This is a genomic window from Mycolicibacterium brumae, from assembly GCF_025215495.1.
GTDB classification, from domain to species: domain Bacteria; phylum Actinomycetota; class Actinomycetes; order Mycobacteriales; family Mycobacteriaceae; genus Mycobacterium; species Mycobacterium brumae.
The window spans coordinates 504,225-528,003 of sequence record NZ_CP104302.1 but is presented as its reverse complement, the minus strand read 5'-3'; the positions used below and the strand labels follow the sequence as shown (position 1 = coordinate 528,003).

General features: G+C 66.1%; 32 protein-coding genes, 1 tRNA gene and 2 pseudogenes. 21 read left to right on the top strand and 14 right to left on the bottom strand.

Going from position 1 to position 23,779, the window contains the following annotated elements:
- Positions 1-19: 19 nt before the first annotated feature.
- The 3 genes and pseudogenes from L2Z93_RS02730 to L2Z93_RS02720 form a co-directional block, all read right to left on the bottom strand.
- A complete protein-coding gene (locus L2Z93_RS02730) occupies positions 20-1,159 on the bottom strand; it encodes an acyl-CoA dehydrogenase family protein (protein WP_090589018.1) in 1,140 nt (379 codons plus the stop codon).
- Positions 1,160-1,176: 17 nt separating this feature from the next.
- Positions 1,177-2,937 carry an AMP-dependent synthetase/ligase gene (locus L2Z93_RS02725; RefSeq protein ID WP_090589017.1) on the bottom strand — a complete coding sequence of 587 codons (1,761 nt, stop codon included), beginning with the start codon at positions 2,935-2,937 and terminating at the stop codon, positions 1,177-1,179.
- Between the two features lie 629 nt (positions 2,938-3,566).
- Positions 3,567-3,938: pseudogene (locus tag L2Z93_RS02720) on the bottom strand (hypothetical protein); the annotation flags it as partial.
- Between the two features lie 723 nt (positions 3,939-4,661).
- On the opposite strand from L2Z93_RS02720, the gene L2Z93_RS02715 reads away from it, so the two are divergent.
- The 5 genes from L2Z93_RS02715 to L2Z93_RS02695 all read left to right on the top strand — a co-directional run bounded on the left by L2Z93_RS02715 (position 4,662) and on the right by L2Z93_RS02695 (position 7,797).
- The gene (locus L2Z93_RS02715; RefSeq protein ID WP_128111762.1) at positions 4,662-4,931 is read left to right on the top strand and encodes a hypothetical protein; all 270 of its coding nucleotides are present in this window, start codon (positions 4,662-4,664) and stop codon (positions 4,929-4,931) included.
- Between the two features lie 350 nt (positions 4,932-5,281).
- Positions 5,282-5,533 carry a hypothetical protein gene (locus L2Z93_RS02710; RefSeq protein ID WP_128111763.1) on the top strand — a complete coding sequence of 84 codons (252 nt, stop codon included), beginning with the start codon at positions 5,282-5,284 and terminating at the stop codon, positions 5,531-5,533.
- A complete protein-coding gene (locus tag L2Z93_RS02705) occupies positions 5,530-6,411 on the top strand; it encodes a DUF4436 family protein (RefSeq protein ID WP_234786138.1) in 882 nt (293 codons plus the stop codon). The genes L2Z93_RS02710 and L2Z93_RS02705 overlap by 4 nt, the downstream gene beginning before the upstream one ends.
- Before the next feature lie 28 nt (positions 6,412-6,439).
- Complete coding sequence (locus L2Z93_RS02700) at positions 6,440-7,183, top strand: cysteine peptidase family C39 domain-containing protein (RefSeq protein ID WP_128111764.1); 744 nt, start codon at positions 6,440-6,442, stop codon at positions 7,181-7,183.
- Positions 7,184-7,197: 14 nt separating this feature from the next.
- Positions 7,198-7,797 carry a DUF4190 domain-containing protein gene (locus L2Z93_RS02695; RefSeq protein ID WP_162561912.1) on the top strand — a complete coding sequence of 200 codons (600 nt, stop codon included), beginning with the start codon at positions 7,198-7,200 and terminating at the stop codon, positions 7,795-7,797.
- Between the two features lie 27 nt (positions 7,798-7,824).
- Here L2Z93_RS02695 and L2Z93_RS02690 read toward each other — a convergent pair whose 3' ends face one another.
- From L2Z93_RS02690 to L2Z93_RS02680, 3 genes are read right to left on the bottom strand one after another with little or no spacing between them, the layout of a single operon-like run.
- Positions 7,825-8,715: a helix-turn-helix transcriptional regulator gene (locus L2Z93_RS02690; RefSeq protein WP_234786137.1), complete on the bottom strand. Its 891-nt coding sequence runs from the start codon at positions 8,713-8,715 to the stop codon at positions 7,825-7,827.
- Positions 8,716-8,756: 41 nt separating this feature from the next.
- Complete coding sequence (locus tag L2Z93_RS02685) at positions 8,757-9,206, bottom strand: hypothetical protein (RefSeq protein WP_090589011.1); 450 nt, start codon at positions 9,204-9,206, stop codon at positions 8,757-8,759.
- Positions 9,203-9,610, bottom strand: coding sequence for a hypothetical protein (locus L2Z93_RS02680; protein ID WP_234786136.1), 408 nt, complete (start codon positions 9,608-9,610; stop codon positions 9,203-9,205). Before L2Z93_RS02680 ends, L2Z93_RS02685 begins: the two co-directional genes overlap by 4 nt.
- Positions 9,611-9,766: 156 nt before the next feature.
- On the opposite strand from L2Z93_RS02680, the gene L2Z93_RS02675 reads away from it, so the two are divergent.
- Together L2Z93_RS02675 and L2Z93_RS02670 are read left to right on the top strand one after the other, a co-directional pair.
- Complete coding sequence (locus L2Z93_RS02675; RefSeq protein ID WP_090589010.1) at positions 9,767-9,946, top strand: hypothetical protein; 180 nt, start codon at positions 9,767-9,769, stop codon at positions 9,944-9,946.
- Entirely contained in the window at positions 9,943-10,179 is a 237-nt protein-coding gene (locus L2Z93_RS02670) for a hypothetical protein (protein WP_090589009.1), read from the top strand. The genes L2Z93_RS02675 and L2Z93_RS02670 overlap by 4 nt, the downstream gene beginning before the upstream one ends.
- Here the strand turns inward: L2Z93_RS02670 and L2Z93_RS02665 are convergent, their stop codons facing one another.
- Entirely contained in the window at positions 10,180-11,187 is a 1,008-nt protein-coding gene (locus L2Z93_RS02665; RefSeq protein ID WP_234786135.1) for a site-specific integrase, read from the bottom strand.
- Between the two features lie 503 nt (positions 11,188-11,690).
- Here L2Z93_RS02665 and L2Z93_RS02660 point away from each other — a divergent pair.
- Entirely contained in the window at positions 11,691-12,098 is a 408-nt protein-coding gene (locus L2Z93_RS02660; protein ID WP_128111765.1) for a hypothetical protein, read from the top strand.
- A gap of 129 nt (positions 12,099-12,227) precedes the next feature.
- On the opposite strand, the gene L2Z93_RS02655 is transcribed toward L2Z93_RS02660, so the two are convergent.
- Genes L2Z93_RS02655 through L2Z93_RS02645 form a run of 3 tightly spaced genes read right to left on the bottom strand, consistent with a single transcriptional unit; the run spans position 12,228 to position 13,541 of the window.
- The gene (locus L2Z93_RS02655; protein WP_128111766.1) at positions 12,228-12,815 is read right to left on the bottom strand and encodes a hypothetical protein; all 588 of its coding nucleotides are present in this window, start codon (positions 12,813-12,815) and stop codon (positions 12,228-12,230) included.
- Position 12,816: 1 nt separating this feature from the next.
- Positions 12,817-13,350, bottom strand: a complete 534-nt coding sequence (locus L2Z93_RS02650) for a hypothetical protein (protein WP_090590046.1) — start codon at positions 13,348-13,350, stop codon at positions 12,817-12,819.
- The gene (locus tag L2Z93_RS02645) at positions 13,347-13,541 is read right to left on the bottom strand and encodes a hypothetical protein (protein WP_128111767.1); all 195 of its coding nucleotides are present in this window, start codon (positions 13,539-13,541) and stop codon (positions 13,347-13,349) included. Before L2Z93_RS02645 ends, L2Z93_RS02650 begins: the two co-directional genes overlap by 4 nt.
- Positions 13,542-14,415: 874 nt before the next feature.
- Here L2Z93_RS02645 and L2Z93_RS02640 point away from each other — a divergent pair.
- Genes L2Z93_RS02640 through L2Z93_RS02630 form a run of 3 tightly spaced genes read left to right on the top strand, consistent with a single transcriptional unit; the run spans position 14,416 to position 15,374 of the window.
- Positions 14,416-14,754, top strand: a complete 339-nt coding sequence (locus tag L2Z93_RS02640) for a hypothetical protein (RefSeq protein WP_090590049.1) — start codon at positions 14,416-14,418, stop codon at positions 14,752-14,754.
- On the top strand, positions 14,751-15,095 hold the full coding sequence (locus L2Z93_RS02635; protein ID WP_090590053.1) for a VOC family protein: 345 nt from the start codon (positions 14,751-14,753) through the stop codon (positions 15,093-15,095). Before L2Z93_RS02640 ends, L2Z93_RS02635 begins: the two co-directional genes overlap by 4 nt.
- A gap of 57 nt (positions 15,096-15,152) precedes the next feature.
- A complete protein-coding gene (locus tag L2Z93_RS02630) occupies positions 15,153-15,374 on the top strand; it encodes a hypothetical protein (RefSeq protein ID WP_090590057.1) in 222 nt (73 codons plus the stop codon).
- Positions 15,375-15,459: 85 nt separating this feature from the next.
- Here the strand turns inward: L2Z93_RS02630 and L2Z93_RS02625 are convergent, their stop codons facing one another.
- Complete coding sequence (locus tag L2Z93_RS02625) at positions 15,460-15,813, bottom strand: Rv2640c family ArsR-like transcriptional regulator (RefSeq protein ID WP_090590379.1); 354 nt, start codon at positions 15,811-15,813, stop codon at positions 15,460-15,462.
- 103 nt (positions 15,814-15,916) lie between these two features.
- On the opposite strand from L2Z93_RS02625, the gene L2Z93_RS02620 reads away from it, so the two are divergent.
- The 4 genes and pseudogenes from L2Z93_RS02620 to L2Z93_RS02605 all read left to right on the top strand — a co-directional run.
- Positions 15,917-16,339, top strand: a complete 423-nt coding sequence (locus L2Z93_RS02620; protein ID WP_090590061.1) for an ArsI/CadI family heavy metal resistance metalloenzyme — start codon at positions 15,917-15,919, stop codon at positions 16,337-16,339.
- Entirely contained in the window at positions 16,318-17,442 is a 1,125-nt protein-coding gene (gene arsB / locus L2Z93_RS02615) for an ACR3 family arsenite efflux transporter (RefSeq protein ID WP_090590066.1), read from the top strand. Before L2Z93_RS02620 ends, arsB begins: the two co-directional genes overlap by 22 nt.
- On the top strand, positions 17,442-17,882 hold the full coding sequence (locus L2Z93_RS02610; RefSeq protein ID WP_090590070.1) for an arsenate-mycothiol transferase ArsC: 441 nt from the start codon (positions 17,442-17,444) through the stop codon (positions 17,880-17,882). Before arsB ends, L2Z93_RS02610 begins: the two co-directional genes overlap by 1 nt.
- Positions 17,883-18,215: 333 nt before the next feature.
- Positions 18,216-19,274, top strand: a pseudogene (locus L2Z93_RS02605) (tyrosine-type recombinase/integrase); the annotation flags it as partial.
- A 131-nt stretch (positions 19,275-19,405) separates the two neighbouring features.
- On the opposite strand, the gene L2Z93_RS02600 reads toward L2Z93_RS02605, so the two are convergent.
- The 3 genes from L2Z93_RS02600 to L2Z93_RS02590 form a co-directional block, all read right to left on the bottom strand.
- Positions 19,406-19,505: transfer RNA gene (locus tag L2Z93_RS02600), tRNA-Phe, on the bottom strand.
- 41 nt (positions 19,506-19,546) lie between these two features.
- Positions 19,547-20,773, bottom strand: a complete 1,227-nt coding sequence (locus tag L2Z93_RS02595) for a tyrosine-type recombinase/integrase (protein WP_090590077.1) — start codon at positions 20,771-20,773, stop codon at positions 19,547-19,549.
- Positions 20,770-21,198: a helix-turn-helix domain-containing protein gene (locus L2Z93_RS02590; RefSeq protein ID WP_090590081.1), complete on the bottom strand. Its 429-nt coding sequence runs from the start codon at positions 21,196-21,198 to the stop codon at positions 20,770-20,772. The genes L2Z93_RS02595 and L2Z93_RS02590 overlap by 4 nt, the downstream gene beginning before the upstream one ends.
- 128 nt (positions 21,199-21,326) lie before the next feature.
- On the opposite strand from L2Z93_RS02590, the gene L2Z93_RS02585 reads away from it, so the two are divergent.
- The 6 genes from L2Z93_RS02585 (at position 21,327) to L2Z93_RS02560 (ending at position 23,756) form a co-directional block, all read left to right on the top strand.
- Positions 21,327-21,605 carry a helix-turn-helix domain-containing protein gene (locus tag L2Z93_RS02585; RefSeq protein WP_162561962.1) on the top strand — a complete coding sequence of 93 codons (279 nt, stop codon included), beginning with the start codon at positions 21,327-21,329 and terminating at the stop codon, positions 21,603-21,605.
- A gap of 2 nt (positions 21,606-21,607) precedes the next feature.
- On the top strand, positions 21,608-21,973 hold the full coding sequence (locus L2Z93_RS02580) for a DUF3846 domain-containing protein (RefSeq protein WP_090590089.1): 366 nt from the start codon (positions 21,608-21,610) through the stop codon (positions 21,971-21,973).
- Between the two features lie 2 nt (positions 21,974-21,975).
- Positions 21,976-22,461: a hypothetical protein gene (locus tag L2Z93_RS02575; protein WP_099541375.1), complete on the top strand. Its 486-nt coding sequence runs from the start codon at positions 21,976-21,978 to the stop codon at positions 22,459-22,461.
- A gap of 3 nt (positions 22,462-22,464) precedes the next feature.
- Positions 22,465-22,728: a hypothetical protein gene (locus L2Z93_RS02570; RefSeq protein ID WP_090590097.1), complete on the top strand. Its 264-nt coding sequence runs from the start codon at positions 22,465-22,467 to the stop codon at positions 22,726-22,728.
- A gap of 2 nt (positions 22,729-22,730) precedes the next feature.
- On the top strand, positions 22,731-23,084 hold the full coding sequence (locus L2Z93_RS02565; protein ID WP_090590101.1) for a hypothetical protein: 354 nt from the start codon (positions 22,731-22,733) through the stop codon (positions 23,082-23,084).
- A gap of 231 nt (positions 23,085-23,315) precedes the next feature.
- Positions 23,316-23,756 (top strand): ATP-binding protein, encoded by a 441-nt coding sequence (locus tag L2Z93_RS02560; protein ID WP_099541372.1) that lies wholly within the window; start codon positions 23,316-23,318, stop codon positions 23,754-23,756.
- Positions 23,757-23,779 lie beyond the last annotated feature (23 nt).

The window sequence follows — 23,779 nt, the reverse complement described above, 5'->3', positions numbered from 1 at the left end:
GCTCGTGTCTACCCGGCCCTCAGAGCTGCCGCGCGATGAGGTCCTTCATGACCTCGTTGGCGCCCGCGTAGATCTTGGAGATCCGGCTGTCGACATACAGCCGTGCAATCGGATACTCCTCCATGTAGCCGTATCCGCCGTGCAGCTGTAGGCAGCGGTCGACCACCTGGGTCTGCTGCTCCGAACACCACAGCTTGATCTGGGCGGCCCGCTTGACGTCGAGATCACCGCGCACGTGCCGGTCGATGGCGTCCTGGACGAAGACCTGCATGACGTCGAGGGTGGTGGCGATATCGGCCAGTTCGAATCGCGTGTTCTGCATGGCGAACAGCGGCTTGCCGAAGGCGTGGCGTTCCTTGACATAGGTCAGCGTGTGCTCGTAGGCCGCCTCGACGGCGCCCAGCGCGGCGACCCCGATGATCAGCCGCTCCTGAGGCAGCTGCTGCATCAGCTGGATGAAGCCGTGCCCCTCGGTGCCGCCGAGCAGGTTCTCCGCGGGTATCCGCAGACCGTCGAAGAACAGTTCGGTGGTGTCCTGGCCCTTCTGGCCGATCTTCTTGAGTTTGCGTCCGCGCCGGAATCCGGGGGTGTCGTCGCCGACCTCGGCCACCAGCAGGGACACGCCCGCCGCCCCCTGCGCGGGGTCGGTCTTGGCGGCGATGATCACCAGGTCGCAGGTCGCGCCGTTGGAGATGAAGGTCTTGGCGCCGGAGATCACGTACTCGTCTCCGTCGCGCACGGCCCGGGTCTTGATGGCCTGCAGATCCGAGCCGGTGCCCGGCTCGGTCATCGCGATGGCGCCGATCCATTCGCCGGACGCCAGCTTGGGCAGCCACCGGTTGAGCTGTTCGGGCCGGGCGTAGGCGTGCAGGTAATGCGGGACGATTCCGGAGTGCACACCGAGTTGCATCGACAGGTCCCCGGCGCGAGCCTGCTCCCGGAACAGCACCGACTCGTGGGCGAACGTCGCTCCCCCGCCGCCGTACTCGGACGGGATGGACATCAGCAGCAGCCCGAGCTCACCGGCACGCCGGTAGAGCGCACGGTCGGGTTCGCCGTCGGCGGCGAACTCCTCGTAGCGCGGGGCGACTTCCTTGGTGAAGAACTCGCGTGCCAGGACGGTGAGATCTTCGAGCTCGGTGGCCAGATCCTCGGTCATGGGGGTTTCCTTTCCGGTCAGCGCTGGTAGAGGGCGTCGATCTGGTCCGCGTACTTCGACGCGATGGGGGCACGGCGCAGCTTGAGGGTCGGGGTCAGCTCGTCGCCGCCCGGAATCCAATACTGCGGCAACACTTTCCAGGTCCGGATCTGCTCGACGCGGGACAGTTTCGCGTTGGCGACGGCAATGCCGTCGCGCACCGCGTCCTTCACCGCCGGATCGTCGACGATGTTCTCGACCGCGGCGTCGGCCAGGCCCCGAGTGCGGGCGAGCTCGGCAACCGCGTCGGGGTCGAGGGTGATCAGCGCGGAGATGTGCGGCCGTTTGTCGCCGATCGCGACGGCCACCCCGATCAACGGACAGGCGGCCTTCAATGCGCCTTCGATGTTGCTGGGCGACATGTTCTTTCCGCCCGTGTTGATGATCAGTTCTTTTTTGCGGTCGATGATCCGCAGATAGCCGTCACGGTCCATCGTCCCGATGTCCCCGGTGTGGATCCAGCCGTCGGAATCGAGGATCTCGGCGGTGCGTTCGGGATCGTTGTGATAACAGCGCATGACGCCGGCGCCGCGCACCAGGATCTCCCCGTCGTCGGCAAGGACGACCTCGGTTCCCGGTAACGCCGTTCCGACGGTGCCGTACCGCGGGGCCCGCCGCGGGTTGACGGTGGTGACCGCGGAGGTTTCCGACATCCCCCACGCCTCCTGCACCGAAATGCCGATGGCCAGCATGAATTCGATGACCGACACGTCGATCGGCGCCGCGCCGGAGACCGCGGCGGCCAGCCGGTCCAGCCCGAGCCGGTTGCGGATCCGCGACAGCACCAGCCGGTCGGCGAGCTCCGCAGCGAGGGAGTCGACGGGGCCGAGTCGCCGGCCGGCGACGATGGCCGCGGCCTTGCGCTTACCCGCCGACAGCGCCCAGCGTGCCAGTTCGCCCTTGGGGCCGGGTTTCTCGGCGACGATGGCCTCGACGCGGGCCCGAATCTTGTACCAGAGCATCGGGACCGCGACGAAGAAGGTCGGATGGACCCGGCCCAGCACGTCGATGAGGGTCTTGGGGTCCGGCACGTCGGTGACGGTGATGCCGAAGTACATCGGCGCGTACTGGCCGATCCAGCGGTTGATCAGGTGGGCATCCGGCAGGTAGGACAACACCCGGCCGGAGGACAGGCCACCGACGAGGTCGGTGATGACCTCCAGCTGAGAGAGCAGATTGCCGTGGGTGAGCTCGACACCCTTCGGATTGCCGGTCGTTCCGCTGGTGTAGATCAGCGTCAACACGTCGTCGCGCCGCACCGCCTGCCAGGACGCGTCGAACTCGAAATCGGCGGAGCCGCAGGTCATCACGTCGTCGAGGGTGAGCACGCCGTCGATGGCCTGGTCCACCGACACCACCTGGCGCACGGTGGTGCCTTTTGCGGCCTCACACACCTTGGCGAGGAACTGCGATTCGGAGACCACCACCACCGGCTCGGCGTTGCTGAACAGATAGGCGATCTGGGGAACGGCATTGGTGTTGTACACCGAGACGGTTAGCGCGCCCAGATGCATGGCTGCGGCATCGACCAGGTGGAATTCGGGCCGGTTGGTCAGCATCAGGGCGACGACATCACCGCGTCGCACCCCGAGCGCCGCCAGTCCGGCAGCCACCTTCCGGACACCGGCTCCGTACTGCGACCAAGTGTAGGCCGTGGTTCCGTCCGCGCGGTTGATCGCCGGCCGGTTGCCGCCCTCTGTGACCTGCGCCTGGAAATACGCGCACAAGCTGTCCGCCATCGCCAACTCCTTCGACTCGACGTTCGCCGCCCCGTTATTGGCAGCACGCCAAATGCTGACGTATATTTGGCGCGCTGTCAACAAGACGGCGCGTCAGGCCCGGCGGCTACACCCCATGTCCGGCGATGTCCATTGACCCCCGATGCCGTGCCCGCGTTCACGATCGGCAACGCGGCGACGGGGACTTCTCACTGGAGCCCCCCGAAACGAGAAAAACCACCCGTCACCGGGTGGTTTTCAAAGTGGCCAGGGCCGGGATCGAACCGGCGACCTTCCGCTTTTCAGGAGTGCGTTTCACTGTTCTCCCAGGTCGCCGGTTCGCACCCCGGAGCGGTGACCTGGGCTTTCTCCGCGCCGACACCAACGTGGGTGAGCGCTTGTGTGTCACTTCTGTGTCATGTTGTGTCACCTCGATGGACGGATCGCACGATTGTTCCCCGGCTCATCTCAGAACCTCGGTGTCATACCCGTGGTCGGTCATGCCGAGCGCAACGGGGGTCAGTCGGGTCCAAGGTGCGGCGAATCGGTTGCCGGGACTCAGCGTCGAGGAGGTCTACTTCGACAATCGGGCATAACGTAGCCCCACTGCCGATTCGGTGACAGGCTACGGTTCACTCGGGCGAAGGTTGTCAACCCTGGTCGGTGAAGTCGCTATCCCCAGGCTCCGGCGGCCCGACGTCGTCCCCGCCACCGTTGTTGGGGTTCGTGCAGATACTCCCCTCACACGGCACGTCGCCGTCATCCCCAGCACCGTTGTTGGGGTTCGTGCAGATACTCCCCTCACACGGCACGTCGCCGTCATCCCCAGCACCGTTGTTGGGGTTCGTGCAGATACTCCCCTCACACGGCACGTCGCCGTCATCCCCAGCACCGTGATTCGGGTTCGTGCAGATACTCCCCTCACACGGCACGTCGCCGTCATCCCCAGCACCGTGATTCGGGTTCGTGCAGATACTCCCCTCACACGGCACGTAGGTGCCGTCGCCGTTGGGGTTGGGGATCCAGTAGCCGCCCTCGTCACCGGCACCGTTGTTGGGGTTCGTGCAGATGCTCCCCTCACACGGCACCCAGGTGCCGTCACCATTGGGGTTCGGGATCATCGGCGCGGTCGGTTTGGGGGTGGCCGATGGCGTCGCCGGGACGTAAGCGGGCTTGCCGCTGCCCGGCTTGATTGTCGTGCTTACCCGGTGGGAAGTCGTCGAGGAGGTGCCGGAAGGAGTGTCAGAGGCGGCACATGCCGTGGTTCCGAACCCAAACAGCATCAGGGTGGCCAGGGTCGCAAATACCCGTGAACACGTCGAAGCAGTCATGGTCGCGGCAGCTTATCCGGACAATCCCCCAGGGGCTTTCGAATTAGCTGTCGGCACTTTCAGAATCCTTGTTACTGTCAAATTCGCTACCGGATGTATCGGGTGGCTATGCAGCAGCGCAGTGGGGGCGAGCGCTTCGCTTCGTAGCTCACTTATCGCAACGTGATCAGCTAAAGGCCAGCGTGTGCGGCGAACACCACCGTGAGCCTCCACAACTTCGGGAGGCAGGTCCGGCAGCCGACAGCGGCGGGAGGCCGCGGGGAAGGCCATCCTGCGGAGGTAGGTCAAGCGGAAACTGGGGCGCCCACTTTTGCGAAAGTCGCAATCTTTGAGAAAGCGAACCCGACGTTCGCTGTATACCGTCCACTCGATTAGCCGGGACGGCCGTCCCGGCCGTGAGTCGAGGAGATTTCCGTGCTGAAGAGGATTGCTGCCGCCGGTGCCCTGGCACTGGGCGGCGCGCTAGCCAACGTGACCGGTGTGGCGCACGCCGACGACATCCTGGTGGTCGGATTCGACGGCGTCGAGGAGTACTACAACACCGAAGCCGAATGCCGCGAAGACGGGCCGAACGTGCACCTGCAGATCAACGACACCACCTACCCGTACTGGTACTGCCGGATCGGTGATGACCGCGGCGACACGGTCCACTGGTACCTCTGGAACTCCGACGTACCGAACTAGTCGACGTACGCGCCGACGGAGCCCGAGGTCGGACAGCCCTGGTCGGGGCGTGCAGGGCTGTTCAACCTGTCTGTAATCTGCCCCAGCTCTTGCGCGACCGGCAGAGATCGCGCGCAATCACTCGGCAGGGCCAGAACGTGAGGAAGTGTGTGATGAAGATTGGCGGATGGGTCGTGACCGTCATCGCGATCGCCGTCGGAGCTGCCGGTGTGTCGCTCGGCGGTCCGGGAGTTGCTGCGGCTGAACAGATCCTGCCGGTCGGCCCGTACGGGGTCACATACATCAGAACCGAGACGGGCCGAACGATGTGTGGCCTCCAGGGCGACACCGTGAACTGCACTGTGCAGTTCGTGAACCCACCCCAGACTGCCGACGGTGACCCCGCGAACTCAGTGACGCTGAATCAGGACGGAACCTTCACCTACCTGGCCGCCGACCTCGGTGTCGCCGATCCGATGCACACCCTTTCCTACGACCAGACCTACATCGCCAACGGCTGGGCGATCGAGGCGTTCAACGACGGCACCCGATTCACCAACAACCGGACCAACGAGGGCTTCTGGGTGAGCGTCACCGAGGTGAACTCGCTCGGGCAGATGTGACGGCGGATCGGACGGTCGTCAAGCGGCTGGGCCTGCGTGGTGCCCTCATCGCGGGAATCGCCCTGCTGCTGTCGATCACCGCCAGTCTGAGCGTCTACCTGGTGCATCGGAATGCGAACTACTCCACGGAATTCGGTGCCGTGGACACGGCCGATCGAGTCAACGTCCAGGTCTGGATCAATCAGATCGACACCACCCGCCAGACCATGTCAGTCGAGATCGTCGACGTCGAACCAACCGGGGCACTGACCGACCCCGACGGGAGCTCTGCCCGCGACATCGTGCTCACCACCTCCGCGCTGGGAGATCCCATCACCGTGCGGAGTGGGCAGACAGGCACCGACACCCCGCGCACGTTCGCAGTGAACGGGACCGTCACCGACTACCCGTTCGACCGGTACCACTCGCTGATGACGTTCGCGGCCAGCGCAGACGGAGCGTCCGTACCCGTCGCAGTGACAATCTCGAGCGCCGACCCGTTCTTCCGCAACACCCCCGCTGTCTCACCGCCGTTAGCGGATCAACCCGACGGCGAGGTGGGCATCGACCTGACGTCAACCCGCTCCACACCGACGCTGGTGTTCGCCGTGTTCGTCATGCTGCTGATGCTGGGCCTCGCGGCGGCGGCGGTCACCGCGAGCTACTACATCCTCCGCTGGCGCAGGGGACTGATCTTCCCCGCCTGCTCGATGATGGCAGCGATCCTCTTCGCCCTGATCCCGCTGCGCAACGCGGTCCCCGGCAACCCGCCGATCGGCTCAGTCATCGACTTCGCATCGTTTTTCATCGCCGAGACCGTGATCGCGGTGGCACTCATCGCGTCGGTGATCATCGGGTACCGCGTGGAGATCACCAACGAGCTCACCGGAACAGATTGATATTCACAACGTCACAAGGAGCTTCACCATGTGGACTGGCCGGCCGCCAAGAATCAGAGCCGCCGCGACACTATTGCTGTGCGCGGCGGTGTCCGGCTGCGGCACCGCGGATGTCGACAGCAGCACGCTCCAAACCGAGGCGGTGTCAGCACAGGCTCCGGCGGGCCTGCCCACACAACGTTTAACCGGTCCGGTGTACGGCAACCCGGACGACGCATCGAGATACTGGGTGGAGCAGTCCTACAGCGACTGCGGCCTGATGGCCGTGGCCACCGTCGTGGGCATGGTCACCGGAGACGCACCCACCGAACAGGACATGATCGAGTTGGCCGGCAACATCCCCAGCCAGGAACGACCCGGCCCCATCTACCTACCACCACAACCAGGGGACGACACCACCGACAACGCCACCGCGCCCGAAGATCAGCTTCGCCTGCTCAAACACTTCGGCATCGGGGCCACCGTCACCAACGACGACATCGCCGCCGCCGGCGGTATCCCCACCGGCCTCGACGCGCTGCAGCAATACCTCGGCACAGACCGCAAAGCGATCGTCGCGGTGAACGCGGAAACCATCTGGGACCAGGACGGCGACCACACCGAAGAGGACCACGCCGTCGTCGTCGCCGCGATCGACAGCGACCAACAGGTCGCCTACCTGTCCGACAGTGGCACCGAAACCGGTGCGGGAGAACAAGTCCCGCTCGACACCTTCGAAGCCGGATGGCGGGCCAGCGGACACGCGCTGCTGGTCACCGACGAGCCGGCCTAACGAGAGGCACAACCATGACGGACCACCCCGCTGCACTACCGCCTCAGCCCCCGACCCAACCGCCACGGCCGACTACGGGCTGGGCGATCGCCGCGCTGATCTTCGGCATCATCGGCGGCGCAGTGATCGGCATCATCTGCGGCCTCGTCGCGCTCAGCAAAATCAAGACCGGCCGGTTCGCTGGTCGCGGCCTCGCCATCACCGGTTTGATCCTGTCGGGGCTGTGGATCGTCATCGGCATCATCGCCGTCGTGGTGCTGACTCTGCTGCCGAGCGATACCGACGACCATTTCGTCCCCGCGGTCGGCACCTGTTTCGCCGCCGAGCCCGACGGAAACTTCTACGAGAGCGACGTCCTCTCCTGCGACCAGCCGCACAAGGTCGAGGTGTTCGCGGTGTTCACCGTCCCCGGCGACCAGTATCCCGGCGACGCTGCCGCCGAGAAGTTCGTCGACCGCTGCAACAGCGAGTACGCGGCATACGCCGCAGAGGACGCCCCGAACGTCGACATCGAAGGTCTCCGCCCCACCGCGCAAAGCTGGGGTGAGGGTGTCCGCACAATCAAATGCCTCGCGGTCTCGGAAGAACCCCTCACCGGATCCGTCAAAGGGTGAGCCCCGACATCCGGCGGCGCACCCACGTCAAGTGTCGGACCTCGCCGCGTTCGGCCACATGGCTCGGCGGTAGGCAGTCGGGGTGACACCGACTCGGTTCTTGAACGTCGTCGCGAAGTGACTCGGCGTGGAGAAGCCGACGAGACTGCCGATCTCGGTGATCGATATGGGCGCAGTCTCCAGCAGCATCTTGGCTTCGGCGATCCGTTGGTCCAGCACGAACTGGTACGGCGTCATGTGGAACGCCTTGCCGAACGCATGACGAAACACGTCGAGCGTCATCCCGACCAACCCGGCCAGCGTCGGCAGGTCGATCTCCGAGTTGAGGCCGTCGCGGATGAACTCGACCAGTCGCCGCTGCTCGGAGTCGCTCAGCTCCCGGCCCTCCCTGGCCCGCTGCGGAGCACCGCCGCCGTAGCGGTCCCGCACATGCAGGCGCAACCCAGCGGCGAGCGACTCCTGCAACAGCCGCGCCGCAACGTCACCGCGACCGTTCAGTCCGACCATCCGCTCGATCATGTGATGCAGCAAGGGATCCTGCCTACCTGCTGTCGCCTCCAGCCTGCCGCTCCCGATGAACGAAGTCGGGAGTGTGAGCTGAACGAAACTGCATTCCGCCTTTGTCGCAAAGGCGACCGATCGATGTTCCGCCGGAATCACCCACACATTGCTCACCCGCGGGGCAACGCGACTGATCTGACCACCGTCGAACTCGACTTCCTTGGAGGTCGCGCTTCCATTCCGCCAAACGAGCACCTTGTGGTCCGACTCGGAAAAAGACCAATCAACCGAACTGGCGAACGGCTGGTCAACAAACTCGACACCGATCCCCAATACCGAGAAATCGCGTGGCGCGCCGCCGCGCCCGGCGTCCCGCCGCACATCACCGTCGCGGTCGGCGTTCCGTTCTGTAGTCACGGCAGGAGAAGCGATGTCAGGTCAGCTAACACACGTTGATGCTAACGCCCATTGGCTGCTGCATACGGGGCAAACCTTTGCGCGCCCCGTTGATGGCAATAGCGCGCCCCGTTGATGGCAATAGCGCGCCCTGTTGATGGCAATAGAAAGTCCGTTGCCGGAACGATCGCGGCGAACGCCGCTTCGTAGCCGTCGACGAGTACCAACGCGTCTTCCGGGAGTTGGTCGAGTAGCTGGCGCAGTTCGGCCACCGTCGACGGCGGTGGGAACCCGGCACGTTCGGTTACCGTCACCGCTCCACCACCTCGTCCAGGTCGTGGCTCATCGACACTCTCGAAGACCGCGACGACGGGCTCGCCGAAGCCTTCCGCGATCGGCTTGTCCATTCTGACCATGCGCCAGCCGTCGCCGAGCAGCTGAAGCATCTGCGGCCGCAGCTCGAACATGGTCGGCGCGCTGATCTCGATGCGCTCCGGCCCGTCGGCACTCACTCCAACGCCTTCGCAGGCTGGTAGCCCCTGGCTTCCGCAGTCGCGCACGCCGCGCACAGCGTGCGGTACCAGCCGTGCGGCGTCGTGTGCATTTCTCCGGGCTCGCCGCAGAGCTCGCATGTCGCCCCGCAGCGGGCTTCGGCCTCACGAACCAGTGCGCGCATCCGCTGGTGATCCGCCTCTGAGATCGACTGGGACGCACCGAAGTAGTACCTGAGACCGCCGAACTTCTCCTTGACCTGATGCAGCTCGTACGCGGGATCGATCGCGGCGAGCGCCTGGTCGAGCTGAATGATGATCGGGTACCAGCCGCGCGAACAACTGATCCAGCGGCCCCAGTTCGGTGGGATGCGCCGCATGATCGCGCGGAGTCCGTCCTCGTGTTCACCGGCGTCGTCGGGCATGTGGATCTTGTTGAGCAGAGCCTCCCGATCCAACTGCGAGCCAGCAACATCGACTGGACCAGCGGCGACGCCTAAGCGCGTTGCAGGATCACCGAACTATACTGCAAGACTGCACAATCCAGCTATCCCGTGTCGTAATCACGTGGCAGCCTTCTAATGAGCAACGCTATCGACACCCGTCCCGTGATCCGCGCCAGCGCCCCGGACATCGCCGCCGCGGCCGAGTTCCTGAGCATGTTGTTCGACGCCCCGATCACGATCACCTCCGCGAGCGACGAAGTGTCGGCACCACCAGAGCGCCACCTGGTGCTGATCGTGTCGGAGAAGGCCCCATGATCACGGCGGTCAAGCTCCAGTCGAACAACGCCGAGAGCACCGCAAGGTTCTGGTCCGCGGTTCTCGACGTACAGGTGTGGCAGATGATCAGCAGGTACGTCGACCTCACCGGTGAGGTCGACGTGGGTGCGGCGGATCGTCTGCGAGAGAACGGATTCGAGGCGGCAGTCGATGGATCACAGGCTGTGGATGTGAACGGCTGCGACAACACCGTGTTCCTGGTCCAGACGTAGTCACAGCCCGAGCACGGTGACCGCGTTCCCGATCAGCGGCGCACTCTCGCGGATGTAGCGGGTAACCATCGCGGGAGTCCGATGTCCTGTCTGCCGCATGATGCTGTGGTGATCGGCGCCGGCCCGCGCGGCCTGGGTCACGAACCCGGCGCGCAGCGAGTGCCCGCCGAGACGCTCGACGGCCTCGGGATCGAACCCGGCTCGCAGCGCCCGTCTCCGGATCACAGCGTGGACACCGGCACCTGATAGCGGACCTTCGGACAGCACTCCGTTACGGCACGACCGGAACAGCGCCGCACGACGGTTGAGCTTCGGTGCGCGAGACCGACAGACGTGACGGCTTCCGAACTCCGCAGAGTCGGAAACGACCCGGATCACCGCATCCTTGCCTCCGTCCTCGTGTGCGGAAACCACTGCGGCCCAACGCACGAAGGCACACGCGGGGCAGCGCAGCGGGTCCTTGGTTCGTGGTAGCGGGTAGACCCCACCCTCACCGAGCTGGTCGGTTTTGCTCTTCCGCAGGTGCACGTGGACACCATCCACCGCGTGCAGCTTCACGTCGGCTCCCGTCAGTGCTGACAGTTCGGATCGGCGGAACGCGCCCGTGAACCCCATCAGAAGCAGCGCACTGTCACGGCACTCGCACACCTGCGACGCCCAACCTGTCGCCTGCTCCCGCGCCGTGGATACGAGCAGCATCACATCGTCGGTGAGCAGAGGGGTGCGCGGCATACGCGGTCGGTCGCCGCGGGAGGCGTACTGCCTCCTGATCCCAGACATCGTCTGCCGCACCAACTCATGCCCCGCCGGGTTCGGGTCAATGCCCGCCCGGCGGTGCCGGTCGAAGATCGCCGAGGACCACTTGCCCAGTGACTGTGTCGAGTACGCGCGCTCCCCGTCCTCGGTGACCGTCTCGGCGGCGTCGACGAGGTAGGCGGCGATGGTCGCCGGGTGCGCCGGCAGCGCCTCGTACCCGTTGCGTCGGCACCACCCCCGAACCGCCGCCATGAACTCTCGTACGCGCGGCGCGTGCCTTCCGACTGACTATCGACGGCGCCAGTGCGGATCCGCTCCACCACATCGACGGGGGAGGTCCGGGACCTCAGCAGCGGCTGTCACGGCAGGAAGCATCATGCGGCGCAAGGTAGGCGCTGGACCTCGCAGTAGCTGTGCGCGGCGCGAGTACAGACACCCCGGATTCGCCGCCGCGTCCGCCGAGAATCCCCTCTTTCCTTCCCCGTTTCCGCAGCTCACCGCGCCGTCATGTGCGGGAACTGAAATTCTCGTCGCCTCGCGCGCATCCATCGCGAGTGACTACGCGGGGGCGGGTGGAGAGGGGGATTTAGGGGTGGAGCGGGGGCTGGAGGGGCGTCGGTGACAGGTCGGACGAAATTCTCGTTGGTAACGAGGGTTGGGTTTGAGCTGGTCAGGAGTCGAGGGTTACCCCGAGGGCCATCCCGAACCTCGCTGGGACTTTCACCTCGCCGTAGTAGAGTGCCGTCGTCAGCAACTTGGCTGACCTGCACCGGTGGCGCCACGACACGGCGTACGTCTATGGCACTCAGCAACGAAAGGGCGCAGTCCCTTCCTCTGCGGTGAACCCCAACCGCATCCGCCGCCGGCGCCGAGATGGCGCGGCGTTGCGCTATCTCGACCAGTGGCGCCAGCACGTCGTGCTCACGGAGAACCGGGTACGTCGTGGCGGCCATACACCGACCGGATTCTGTTCACTGTGCGATGGGCACATCCAAGATGACGCTCGCGACCGGCTCGAATCCCTCATGCGAAATGGCGGACGGCGCGCCCACCGCCTCCGAGTCGCCGTCAACGCGCTCGATGAACGCTACCGCGAAGTGACCGTCGAATACGGCACCTGGCAATCACTGCCGTGGTGGCATCGTCGCGAACCACGCTGCTAAACGCCACGGCGATGGCCGACTCCTATCCCGTGCACCAAGGCGATCGGCGAGCGACGGGGTGGGTTCGCCGAGGGTGGAACGGGGACGGCAGGGGCGTCGGCCCCGTCGACGCCGGCGGAGGATGTCCGGTCAGAAGACCTCCATCACGTTCCACCACGGACCCCCGATGTGCTGGACCGAATCGCGATCGGGGTGCTCTCCGTAAGCCTGGGGCGTGGATCCGTCGGGTGCGTAGACAAAGTACCGGGTGTCCATGAAGCCGCCAGCGTTCCGGACCAGGAATCGAACCGTGCCGCCGCGGACTTCCGGTGACACGTCGAACGTGCCGGCCCGCAGATCTTCGTGCAGCGGGAGCCGTCCCGCGAGCGCATCGGTGGCGGCGCCCTCCAGTGCGGGCTTCGCATGCGCCCAGCGTGCCTGAAACGGAACGTCGAACACCACCAGCGTGAAGGTCAGAACTCCGATGGCGGGAACCACGAGATAGCGGTAGTTCCAGCGGCGGTACCGCATCGCCAGGATCACGCGCACCATCCACGTGAGGCCGACGATTCCGATGCAGCCGAGCAGAGCCAGCGCGGTCAATATGAACACACCGGGAGAGCTGGCCTCGTACAGGATTGCCGCCGCCACGAGCCCGGCGAACGCGGCGAGGGGCCAGCCGGGGGGACGCCGCCACCAGGGCAAGGTGGCCGCAGGTGTCACGGGATCCGGTGCCATCTCAAGCTCTTCGCTGTGGTCGTGGTGCCCACACCCGGCTCCACACCTCACGGACACCGACCCCGAGCAGCACGAGGGCGAACACGACGAGCATGTTCAGCTGCAGCCCGTCTGCGAACCCGCTGCGGTAGTGGAGCGCACCGAGGATGACGGCTGCGCCCACGATCGGCGTCACCACGGTGGCGACTCCGGCCGGCCAGCGGCCCACCGTGACGGCTTCGACCACCGCAGCGATCACGGTCACGGCCAAGGCGATCGCGGTGCACACGGCGAGTGTGTCCATCACGGTGATGGCCGCAGAGCGCGATGCCATGTCCGTCAGCGGTTCGTAGCCGGTCCAGCCGGCGTCACTCTGGCCTAAGCCGACTCCGAAGATCGACTCGTCGTAGTCGGCGTAGCGACGCGGGGTGTAGTACCCGTCGACTTCACTCAGGAGTGCGCCGACCACGAACACCCACCACGCCACATCACCGCTCACATGCGCGATCCGCGCGGCGAGGTAGCGCCTACCGGTCAGCTCGACGAGGCGGCTCACCCGAACACCGGCAAGCCGTTCGGGCCGATCTGCGGTGGCGGCATGAAGCACGGTGGGATGCCGGGCGCGTAGGGAGGCACGCAGGGCTGCGGGAAGCACGGCTGGCCGTTCCAGTACGACGGCTGACCGACCGGGCACACCGTCATCGGCTCCGCACCGGCCGGGGCCGCAGCAGGAACGGAGACGGCCACAGTCACAAGGGCACCTGCGAGCACCAGACCAGTGGTTGCCAGAACAGCACGACATGTCTCGAATATCGAGTAGAGGCGCATAACGGAGAATTCCAATAAATAACCAGCGGGCGCTGGGACGCTCGTGCCCTCAGTACACCGTCACCTTCGCCGCGGACGAAACCTGCTGTGTGTACCCGTCCCGCGATCACCGGCTGGACAATCATTGCCACCTGCTGTTACCAGTGATCCATGAGTCCGGACGGCACCCACGCCGACACGGCACGCCTGCAAGCGGCGTTTCCCGCATCTATCCGCGCCGACATCTCCACCGCGTTGACGCTCATGCCCGTGACCTCATCGGCCCTGCCCAACGGGCCGCTGCTCTCGCCGAACTCGATCGGCTCCAACCGCAAGCGCTACCCCCTGACGATCGCCGGCGAGCCGATCGAGGTTCCCTACCGCATCTATCACGACAGCCCTGCCCTCGACGTCGCCGGCCTGCAACCGATGCACCGAACGATCCTGGGCTGCATCTACACCCGCCACCACGACGGCCTGGTCCGCCAACGCTGGCTGCACACAGTCCTGGAAGCCGAACAGCCCTGGACAGCACCGTTCGTGATCCAGCTGCTCAGCGAATACGTGCTCGACATCATCAACGACATCGACTGCGCGCTCCGCTCACGTCGTTGCGAAATCTACGAACGTTTCGTCGCCGAGAACCCGCACTTTCACGCACTCGCCCTGCACCGCGCGACCAGCTACTGGAACGCCTACCACCGATCGCTGTATCCGCCGCTGTGCGACTATCCCGCGTACTCACTCACTGTTGTCCGCACTGGCGCCGTAAACAGCTCGCTCCATGTCGCAGCCCCGGCCTACCCTGCAGGCCATGACCGCGTCGACCGAACTGTGCGACTGCCCACGCCGCGACCACATCAGCTCCGCGGACGGGCACTGCCTGAACCCGTCGATCCGCAGCGAGGAGACCGGCGACCCGGACATCGATCCCTCCCGCTACTCGGAGTGCGGCTGCTGCATGGCGGACTGCCCGGACGTGCACCCGACGCCGACCGAAGGGTTCGGCCCGGTGCCGGGTTCGCTTGCCATCGCCAAGGAGTACGTGGCCACGTTGCCCAAGGAGAAGCAGACGGCGCTGCGCGAGCAGGAGGCGCGCGGCGAGCTGCGGATCGTGCCCCGCGCGGAGATGGTTCCGGGTGCCGCCCGATGAAGCTGTCGCTGATGGTCCTGTACGTGCCGGAGCCGGTCCTCGACCGCGCCGCAAAGTTCTACGGCGCGATCCTCGATGCCGAGCCTGTGGCCGAGAAGCACGGCTCGGGGCCGCGACATTGGTCGGTCACGGGTGCCGAGACCGGCCTCGTGATAGAGCTGTACCCGGCCACCTCGCGCCCTCCCACCACGACCAGGTTGGAGTTCCGCGGCCCGGACGTGGACGCAGCGGTGACCAGGTTGATCGACTGTGCCTACGCGCTGCCCGAACGGACGCGGGACGGCGCGGGTTGGTGGTGCCACGACCCCTGCGGCAACACGGTGGTTCTGCTGCCGAGCTGAGATCAGCTACTCGCGCCGCGCACACCATTTCACCGGCAGCAGTCAGATGGTGTCCCCATGAACGCTGTGAATGAACCGCTCGCCGCCGAGGACACGCCACCGGAGCTGCTCCACGAACTGCTGGCAGTTCTGAACGAGTTCCAGCAGCTCGACCCATCCGCCGACGGCTACGACGAGGCCGCCTCTGCGCTGCGGGTGGCCCGGGACGCCATGGCCGCCGCGGTGGCCGCCGCCGATCCGGCCTACATGGCCGCGCACCGGGACGGAGCACGAGCATGACCGGACCAGTGTACGACGACGAAGACATCCGCGACGACGGCGAGCGGTGGGAAGACGAGGACGAAGGACGCGACGCGCCGGCTACCTAACAGCAGCTCGGGTCGAGCACCTTGCAGAGCGCGGTGAGCGCGTCGCGGCGCGGCGTGTGGTGCACGCTCATGCCCTGTCGTTCCGAGGTCACGAAGCCTGCGGTCCGAAGCTGTCCCAGGTGATGACTCACGGTGGACTCCGCGAGGTCGACCACAGCAGCGAGCGAGCCTGTGGTGCACGGCTCACCGCACGTGAACAGCAGGGATAGCAGCTTCACGCGGACCGGATCCGCCAAGGCTTTGAGCCGCATCGCCACGTCCAGTGCCGCTGTGTCATCGGCCGGAGCTGCCGCGACCGGCACGCAGCATACCGGGTCGGTCATGTCGATCACTGGCAGCGCCTTGGGCATGAAGCCGATCGTACGCACCTCGTTGACATATGTCGAAGAGGTGGCGTAGAACGGGTCATTGAAGTGATTCGATAAACGTCTCAAAGCTACGGAGGTAGGTGCCATGTCCCGCACGCAACTCGCCCTCAACGTGGACAACCTGGAGGAGTCGATCGCGTTCTACTCCACGCTCTTCAACACCGAACCGGCGAAGGTCAAGCCCGGGTACGCGAACTTCGCGGTCGCCGACCCCGCGCTGAAGCTGGTCCTGATCGAGAACCCCGGTCACGGCGGCACCCTCAATCACCTCGGCGTCGAGGTCGAGTCCAGCGAGACGGTGCACTCCGAGATCGCGCGTCTCACCCAGGCCGAGATGTTCACCGAGGAGGAGATCGGTACGACCTGCTGCTTCGCCACACAGGACAAGGTCTGGGTGACCGGCCCGGGCGGTGAGCGGTGGGAGGTCTACACCGTCCTCGCCGATGCTGAGACCTTCGGCGGTGAGCAGGTCGCCACGGCCGCCGCATGCGACTGCGGCCCGCAGTGACCGCGCCCGCCGCCGGCCAACCGGCCATCGACAAGCTGTCTACCCTCGACCGGTTCCTACCAGTCTGGATCGGCGCGGCGATGGTGGCCGGGCTGCTGCTCGGCCGGATGATCCCCGGTCTGCACACGGCGCTGGAAAAGATTCAGGTCGACGGCATCTCGCTGCCGATCGCCCTCGGGTTGTTGATCATGATGTACCCGGTGCTGGCGAAGGTTCGCTATGACCGCCTCGACACGGTCACCGGCGATCACAAGCTCCTGTTGGGCTCGCTGCTGCTGAACTGGATCGTCGGTCCGGCGCTGATGTTCGCTCTCGCCTGGCTGCTCCTACCCGACCTGCCGGAGTACCGCACCGGGCTCATCATCGTCGGCCTGGCCCGCTGCATCGCCATGGTGATCATCTGGAACGACCTCGCCTGCGGTGACCGTGAAGCCGCCGCGGTGCTCGTTGCTTTGAATTCGGTGTTCCAGGTGATCATGTTCGCCGTCCTCGGCTGGTTCTACCTCTCGATCCTCCCGGGTTGGCTCGGCCTCGAACAGACGATCATCAGTGCCTCGCCGTGGCAGATCGCCAAATCCGTGCTGATCTTCCTCGGCATCCCGCTGCTCGCCGGCTACCTTTCGCGCCGCGTCGGGGAGAAGACAAAGAGCCGCGCCTGGTACGAGGCGAAGTTCCTGCCCCGCGTGGGACCGTGGGCGCTGTACGGGCTGCTATTCACCATCGTCATCCTCTTCGCCCTACAGGGCGAGCAGATCACCTCCCGCCCCTGGGACGTCGCCCGCATCGCGCTGCCGCTGCTGGTGTACTTCGCGATCATGTGGGGCGGCGGCTACCTACTCGGCGCAGCGATGGGCCTCGGTTACGAGCGCACCACCACACTGGCGTTCACCGCCGCGGGCAACAACTTCGAGCTCGCCATCGCCGTCGCGATCGCCACCTATGGCGCCACCTCCGGGCAGGCCCTGGCCGGCGTCGTCGGACCGCTGATCGAGGTCCCCGTTCTGGTTGCCCTGGTGTATGTCTCACTGGCCCTGCGCAAGCGATTTACCCTCACTCCGCCCTCACCGGCCGTGTGTGCCGCCCCTTCCCGGAGCGTGAACTGATGCCCGACCACGACAGCATCCCCGACACAAAGACACCGAGCGTGCTGTTCGTGTGTGTGAAGAACGGCGGCAAGTCACAGATGGCCGCCGGTCTGATGCGCCAGGCAGCCGGCGACGCGGTGACCGTGTACTCAGCAGGTACCGAGCCCGGCACCGCAGTCAACAGCGTCTCCGCCGAGTCCCTGGCCGAAGTTGGTATCGACATCACGGGTGAGGTCCCGAAGCCGATCGATCCTGACCTACTTGCTCGCGTCGACCTGGTGGTCACACTCGGCCGCGAAGTTTCTGTCGAGCCGCCGGCCGGCGTGCGATTGGTCAACTGGGACACAGACGAGCCATCAGAACGTGGCATTGAGGGGGTCGAGCGGATGCGCCTCGTGCGTGACGACATCGCCACCCGCGTCGAAGCCCTCGCCACCGAACTCACTACCGCCCGCTAAGGCCTCCGCGTCGAAGTTACCCCTGCCTCACCCCGGCACAGAACACCCCGCAACCTGCACGGCTGCGGGGTGTTCTGTTTCTCGTGTCAGCGCACGGCAGACGGGTCGAGCGCGGTGGTCGACGGTGACGGCTGACCCTGCCTCGTACCCGCCGCGGTGGACTCCGCCGAGCTCGGTCCGCCTCCCGCGGCGGGCTTCGGCGCACCCGGTGTACCCGCCGACGGAACTCCACCCGGGGCCGGCGCCGGAGCACCGGGAGCGGGATCGGCGGGCTTCGCGGCGCTGGCATCGGTCGGTGCGGCAGGAGTCGGAGTGCCTCCCGGCACCGCCTGATCGACTGTCGTCTCCGAACTCGGTCACGGCACCCATGTCGCGCCGAGCGAGATCACCGTGCGCCAGGCCGTGGACTCGTGGTTGATCGGGCAGCGCATACGACCCAAGACCATGAGCGCCTACGTCACGAGCTTGCGGCCGCTGGTCGACGCGCTCGGCGATCGGCCCGTGCAGCAGGTGACGAAGGACGACATCGAGAAGGTGGTCACCGCGCTGCGCGACGGCACGAGCCGCATGGGCACCTGGCACGCGCCGGAGAAGCTGACCAAGAACAAGAAGCAGGTGCGCGCCGCGTGGTCACCGGCCTCGATCAACCCGATGCTGGCACGCGCCCGCTCGATCTTCGATGACTTGATGGCGCAGGGCATCGTGGTCCGCAACCCCGCCGCGTTGGTGAAGAGTCTCCCCACCGAGAAGTCCACGATGCACACCCTCGACGCGGAGCAGGTGACGAAGCTGCTCAGCGCGACGGCCGCCGACACGTTCGGGGTCGCGTGGCAGCTCGCGGTCTACGGGCTGCGCCGCGGTGAGATCCTCGCGCTCGACTGGGCGTCGGTGGACTTCGACAAGAGCACCCTCTCCATCGCCGCTGCGCGCCTTGCGGTCTCGGGCGGCAGCGTCACCGCCGCTACGAAGACGAAGACCAGTACCAGGACTCTGCCGATGCCCGACGATCTCGCGCGCGCGTTGAAGGCGGAACGGAAGCGGCAGCGAGAGGCGAAGCTCGCGCTCGGGAGCAAGTGGAAGGACACAGGGCTCGTGGTCGTCGATGAGCTCGGCCACCCGCCGCACCCGGACACGTTGACGAAGGCGTGGAAGTCGGCGCTCGAGTCCGCCGGTCTCCCGCACGTACGGCTGCATGATGCGAGGCACTCCTGCGCGACGCTGATGCACATGCGCGGCGTTCCCGTCGCGGTGATCGCGGCATGGCTCGGGCACCAAGATGCCGGCTTCACTCTCCGTACCTATGCGCACTCAACGAACGACGCGCTCACTGATGCCGCCGCGGTGTTGAACTCGATCACGACCGCGAAGCCAGACGCCGCCTCTTCCGAGTGACCCACGGTTGGGTCATCGGGGTCACCGCGAAGGCGATTAATTCCGGAATGGGTCACTGTGGGTCATCGGGACCTTCTCACGGAAGCGCCCAGAGACGAGAAAAACCACCCGTCACCAGGTGGTTCTCAAAGTGGCCAGGGCCGGGATCGAACCGGCGACCTTCCGCTTTTCAGGCGGCAGCGCAACGCGCGTCCAGGCGTTTTCCGATCAGCCGAGGAGCGCTGACCTGGCGTTTCGTCCACCCAGCGGCGCCGAGCGTGTACCCGTCTGTGTCACTTCCGTGTCACCTTTGCCTTCGCAGCGGTCTTCCCGAACACCTTCCCCATCGTCTCGGCGGTCTTCGACAATCCCGTGTCGGTGCTGTGGGTGTACGTCCGCAGCGTGAAAGTGCCGTCCTTGTGGCCCAGCCACGCGGCGATGTCCGCCAGGGGAACCCCAGCGGCGTGCGCCAGCGAGGCGAAGCCGTGGCGGGCGTCGTGCAAACGGACATGCGGGAGTTTCAGCTCAGCGAGCACGTCGGCCCACTTGTGCGTGAGCGTGTCTGGGTGCAGTCCGCGACCGAGTTCGTCGCACACGACGTAACCCTGACCGACGTAGAGGTTCGCGGCGCGCAGCCGCTCCGCCGCCTGGCGCTTCTTCTCCCGTTTCAGCGCGGCCTTCACGTCGGGGAGCATCGGCATCTCGCGGATCGCGGTCGGCGTCTTCGGAGGCCCGGTGTGCGTGCCACCGCTCACCGGGACTCGGTTCTCCATGATCCTCACGACCCCGGCGGTGAAGTCCACGTCCGTCCAACGCAGGGCGCAGATTTCACCGCGGCGCATCCCGCACGTCGCCAGCCGCCAGGCGACGCCGAGACGATCCTCGGCGGTGTCGGCCAGCAGCCGCTTGGTCTGCGCGTCGGTCAGCACCACGATGGGCGGCTTCTCGGTCTCCAGGCGCTTCACCAACTCGGCGACGTTGCGCGGCAGGACGCCCTGGTCGAGCAAGTCCTTGAAGATCGTGGTTACCAACCGCAGCGTGACGTTGATGTTCGACGCGGCCCACTTCTTCCTGACCGGCTTGCCCTTGAGCTTCGTCGGGGCGTTCCACGTCCCCATCGTCGAGGTGCCGTCCTCCAGGGAGCCGCGCACCTTCTCCAGGTCGGCCTTCGTCACGGCCTGCACCCGCTTGTTCCCGAGCGCGTCGACCACCGGACGCAGCGCGGTGATGTACGCGCTGCGGGTCTTCGGCCTGATCCGCTGTCCAGCGAGCCAGTCGTCCACGGCTTGCTGCACCGTCATCTCTGACGGTGACACGAACGTGCCGCGAGCCCTTTCGCTCTGCACGCCGTTGTAGAACTCCAAGGCTTCGGCCTTGGTCTTGAAGCGCTTCCTGACCTGCTCCCGCTGCGGCCCCTCGGCGTTCGGGTTGTGCACGTCCACCCGAACCTCGTAGCGAATCGCGCCCGAGGCCAGGGTCTTGCGCTTCACCCCGGGCGGCAGATTCCTCCGCTCCGTCATCGCCTACTCCCCCATGCCCACGGCGGCAGCGACCGCCTCCGGAACTGCTCGACCGCATCGGGGTCTCGCAGGTCGCCCTCGTCGAACGGCTCCTGGCCGCGCAACCACGGCAGCAGCAACATCGGCAGCGCCCGATCAACGCCCGTGAGGCTCACCATCTCGGTGTCCTCCAGGATCGACTCCGGCATCAGCAGGGCGACTGGGCTCACGTGCAGCGCAGCGGCGAACACGGTCAGATCGTCCACCGTCGCCTTTCGCACGCCGCGCTCCAGTTCACTGATCGACGCCGTGCTCATCGGGTGCCCCAACGCGGCCAGGCGCTCGCCGAGCTGCGCCAGCGTGAGCCCCATCTGCTCACGAAGCCTCTTTGCGTTCTTCCCGACCACACGACTCGTTTCTCCAACCTGCGGTTTTGGGCGTGCCATGCCGCGAATACTACCGAAAACCCGTGACGAAGACGGTTTCTCCAGATGAAAAACGGTGAATCCCGCCTACTTGTGATATGGTTTTACCATAACCATCACGGTTACCCCGCATCTCGAAAGGAAACGCCGTGACCGTACCGAGCGAACTCGCCTCGCGCATCGCCGAACTGGTGGACGCCGCCGTGAGCGCGGCTGCGAACTCGACCCCCGCTCCCGCCGTGGACGACGACTCCACGTACTTGCTCCGCGCCGAGCAAGCCGCTGAGCGTCTCGGCGTCTCGCGCAGCCAGGTGTACGCGATGGTGAAGTCCGGCGAACTCGAAGGGGTGCGCGTCGGCCGGTGGATCAACGTGCCGCTCAGCAGCGTGAAGCGCTACATCGCGGCCAACCGGATCAGCGCGGCGTAACCATGACCGCCACCATCACTGCCCTGCTGATCCCGCCGTCTGGCGAACCCCGCACGGAGCAGGTCGAGCCAGACGACGCCGAGGGCTACCAGGCCATCGTGGGCGGGCCAATCGAGGCGGTGTACGGCACGACTGACACCGACCTCCGCGCCGCCTTCTATGCGCACTCCGACTCCATCGCGGCGGGCCTACCGATCAACCTGATCGCCACGGCTTTGTGGAAGCGGCTGAACCGCGAAACAGGGCGGAACGTGTTGAGGGGCACCGTGATCGTCGTCGGCGGCGAAGGGCCGTCGGACGCCGATGTGCCGATCCTGGTGACCCGTATGGCGCGCACTCTCCAACGGTCACTCGCGGCGGGGTGGTGACGATGATCCTGCACGACGCCGAGTACCTGCTCGATAATTTCCACGAGACCTACGACCCCGACGTGCTGGCCGCGCGTGATGCGATCTTGGCCGAGCACCACCTCTCAAACCTCGCCGACGACGAACAGCCGGACACCGCAGTCTGCCGCGCCGAGGCCGACGACACTGCTTGGACGAACCTCCTACTGCTGCTCGTGGAAGTGCGGGAGGCACGCGCCACGATCCACTCCCGACTCGCCCACGACAGCGCTCTGCCCACGATCCTCGGGCGTCTGGCCCACCTCCACCAGGACGCCCTCCACGAGGTGCAGGAGCACTGGGATCAGGGCGTGCGGGCATATCTGAAAGCCGTTGGCCTGCGCTGTGATCAGAGTCGCTGCTGCTTCTGCGGAGAACTCGTCGATCGCGCGACTTGGGAGTTCGAAGGCCGCTGCGCGAAGTGCATGTGCGTCGTCTGCCTGGACGACGACGGGGAGGGTTGGAGTTGAACGATGAACAGGGGCGCCTATCAAAGCCTCGCTGCGCAATGTCGTGGCGGGGACGGGGATTCGCTGAGCGACTTGATCGTCTACGCGGCGCTGGATCTCTGCGAGCCGACGGGCCTGCGCCCGCTCACCGCAGCGGCGTACACCCGCATGGAGCTTGAGACCGTCCAGAGCGCGATCGACCGTCTGGTGCTGGGTGGCTTCGTCACCCCAGTGACCATCGGCCACATCGCGACCGACACCTATATCCCGACGCCTGCGAGGAACTGACCATGAGCAAGAAATCCGACCACGACACCGTTGCCGAAGCCGCCGGGCACCTCTTCGGGCTCGTCGTCCGCACCCGCTTCCGCAACCCGGGCACCAGCAGCGACCCGTACATGGACTCGCTGTTGCTCTGGCTCAGCGTCGTCCACGAAGTCCGCGAAATCATCGAACCCGTAGCGGTGCGCCCCGAGGTCACGCTGGATCACGTTGAGACCATCTACCGCTGCGGCGTGAAGCACTGGCTGGCGGGCGATGCTCCGGTCGACGATCCCAACCCGAGCGACGATTACCTGACCAATGACGAGCTGATCGCCGCGCTCCGCGACGCCATCGACCCGCCGGACGTGTGGCTCCCATGACCAGCACCGCTGAGCTGATCCCTGGCACGACCATCATGGCCGTCCCGCCCACGGGGCCAGCGAGGGAGTGCCGCGTGGATCATGTGAGCGAGAACGGGATGGTGGTGCTGAGCTTCCCACGTCCCCGTGGGCGGGGGCGGTTCGTGTGGACGAAATCGGTGGAGTGGCTGTGAAATCCACCACCACGCAACAGCTTCCCGCCCGAACGTGGCGGGGTAAGGAGAAGGAAAAATGACCGAATCAACGATCATCGTCGGCGTCCCTGGGTCGGGGTTGACCACCACCGCACGGGAACTCGCCCGCGAGCACGTCTCCAACGGCGGGCACGTAGCCGTGCTGATCCCGAACGAACACCACGAACGGGAATGGGACGGACTCGACCGCGCGCTGGTGACCACGGCGCGCGACCTCATGGAGTCCCGGATCGCTGACGAATCGCTCTCCGAGCGGCTGAGCTTGCCACGCCAGGTGCCGATCCCGCTGCTGCTGGTGATCGACCCGGCTGACCACCTGACCCGCGAGCAGTGGGAGCAGGTGGGGCGGATCGCCGAGCGTGGGCGCGGGCGCGGTACTGGTGTTTCGGTCGTCGTCACCGCTCACCGGCTCTCGTCGGTCCCGCGCAACCTGCTCGACGAGTGCGAGCTGGTCGAGCTGGAGCGCCGCGCGGCCTGAGAACAGCAGCGGGGCCGCGCTTC

What these genes read in the sequence shown, in the direction of transcription:
- L2Z93_RS02620 (WP_090590061.1), top strand. Translation starts at nt 15,917, where the DNA reads ATGTCCCGCACGCAACTCGCCCTCAACGTGGACAACCTGGAGGAGTCG.
- L2Z93_RS02575 (WP_099541375.1), top strand. Translation starts at nt 21,976, where the DNA reads ATGATCCTGCACGACGCCGAGTACCTGCTCGATAATTTCCACGAGACC.
- L2Z93_RS02665 (WP_234786135.1), bottom strand. Translation starts at nt 11,187, where the DNA reads ATGGCGGCGGTTCGGGGGTGGTGCCGACGCAACGGGTACGAGGCGCTG.
- L2Z93_RS02695 (WP_162561912.1), top strand. Translation starts at nt 7,198, where the DNA reads ATGACGGACCACCCCGCTGCACTACCGCCTCAGCCCCCGACCCAACCG.
- L2Z93_RS02565 (WP_090590101.1), top strand. Translation starts at nt 22,731, where the DNA reads ATGAGCAAGAAATCCGACCACGACACCGTTGCCGAAGCCGCCGGGCAC.
- L2Z93_RS02630 (WP_090590057.1), top strand. Translation starts at nt 15,153, where the DNA reads ATGAACGCTGTGAATGAACCGCTCGCCGCCGAGGACACGCCACCGGAG.
- L2Z93_RS02580 (WP_090590089.1), top strand. Translation starts at nt 21,608, where the DNA reads ATGACCGCCACCATCACTGCCCTGCTGATCCCGCCGTCTGGCGAACCC.
- L2Z93_RS02635 (WP_090590053.1), top strand. Translation starts at nt 14,751, where the DNA reads ATGAAGCTGTCGCTGATGGTCCTGTACGTGCCGGAGCCGGTCCTCGAC.
- L2Z93_RS02640 (WP_090590049.1), top strand. Translation starts at nt 14,416, where the DNA reads ATGACCGCGTCGACCGAACTGTGCGACTGCCCACGCCGCGACCACATC.
- L2Z93_RS02655 (WP_128111766.1), bottom strand. Translation starts at nt 12,815, where the DNA reads ATGGCACCGGATCCCGTGACACCTGCGGCCACCTTGCCCTGGTGGCGG.
- arsB (WP_090590066.1), top strand. Translation starts at nt 16,318, where the DNA reads ATGCGACTGCGGCCCGCAGTGACCGCGCCCGCCGCCGGCCAACCGGCC.
- L2Z93_RS02625 (WP_090590379.1), bottom strand. Translation starts at nt 15,813, where the DNA reads ATGCCCAAGGCGCTGCCAGTGATCGACATGACCGACCCGGTATGCTGC.
- L2Z93_RS02730 (WP_090589018.1), bottom strand. Translation starts at nt 1,159, where the DNA reads ATGACCGAGGATCTGGCCACCGAGCTCGAAGATCTCACCGTCCTGGCA.
- L2Z93_RS02680 (WP_234786136.1), bottom strand. Translation starts at nt 9,610, where the DNA reads ATGCCCGACGACGCCGGTGAACACGAGGACGGACTCCGCGCGATCATG.
- L2Z93_RS02590 (WP_090590081.1), bottom strand. Translation starts at nt 21,198, where the DNA reads ATGGCACGCCCAAAACCGCAGGTTGGAGAAACGAGTCGTGTGGTCGGG.
- L2Z93_RS02595 (WP_090590077.1), bottom strand. Translation starts at nt 20,773, where the DNA reads ATGACGGAGCGGAGGAATCTGCCGCCCGGGGTGAAGCGCAAGACCCTG.
- L2Z93_RS02670 (WP_090589009.1), top strand. Translation starts at nt 9,943, where the DNA reads ATGATCACGGCGGTCAAGCTCCAGTCGAACAACGCCGAGAGCACCGCA.
- L2Z93_RS02700 (WP_128111764.1), top strand. Translation starts at nt 6,440, where the DNA reads ATGTGGACTGGCCGGCCGCCAAGAATCAGAGCCGCCGCGACACTATTG.
- L2Z93_RS02560 (WP_099541372.1), top strand. Translation starts at nt 23,316, where the DNA reads ATGACCGAATCAACGATCATCGTCGGCGTCCCTGGGTCGGGGTTGACC.
- L2Z93_RS02725 (WP_090589017.1), bottom strand. Translation starts at nt 2,937, where the DNA reads ATGGCGGACAGCTTGTGCGCGTATTTCCAGGCGCAGGTCACAGAGGGC.
- L2Z93_RS02610 (WP_090590070.1), top strand. Translation starts at nt 17,442, where the DNA reads ATGCCCGACCACGACAGCATCCCCGACACAAAGACACCGAGCGTGCTG.
- L2Z93_RS02570 (WP_090590097.1), top strand. Translation starts at nt 22,465, where the DNA reads ATGAACAGGGGCGCCTATCAAAGCCTCGCTGCGCAATGTCGTGGCGGG.
- L2Z93_RS02675 (WP_090589010.1), top strand. Translation starts at nt 9,767, where the DNA reads ATGAGCAACGCTATCGACACCCGTCCCGTGATCCGCGCCAGCGCCCCG.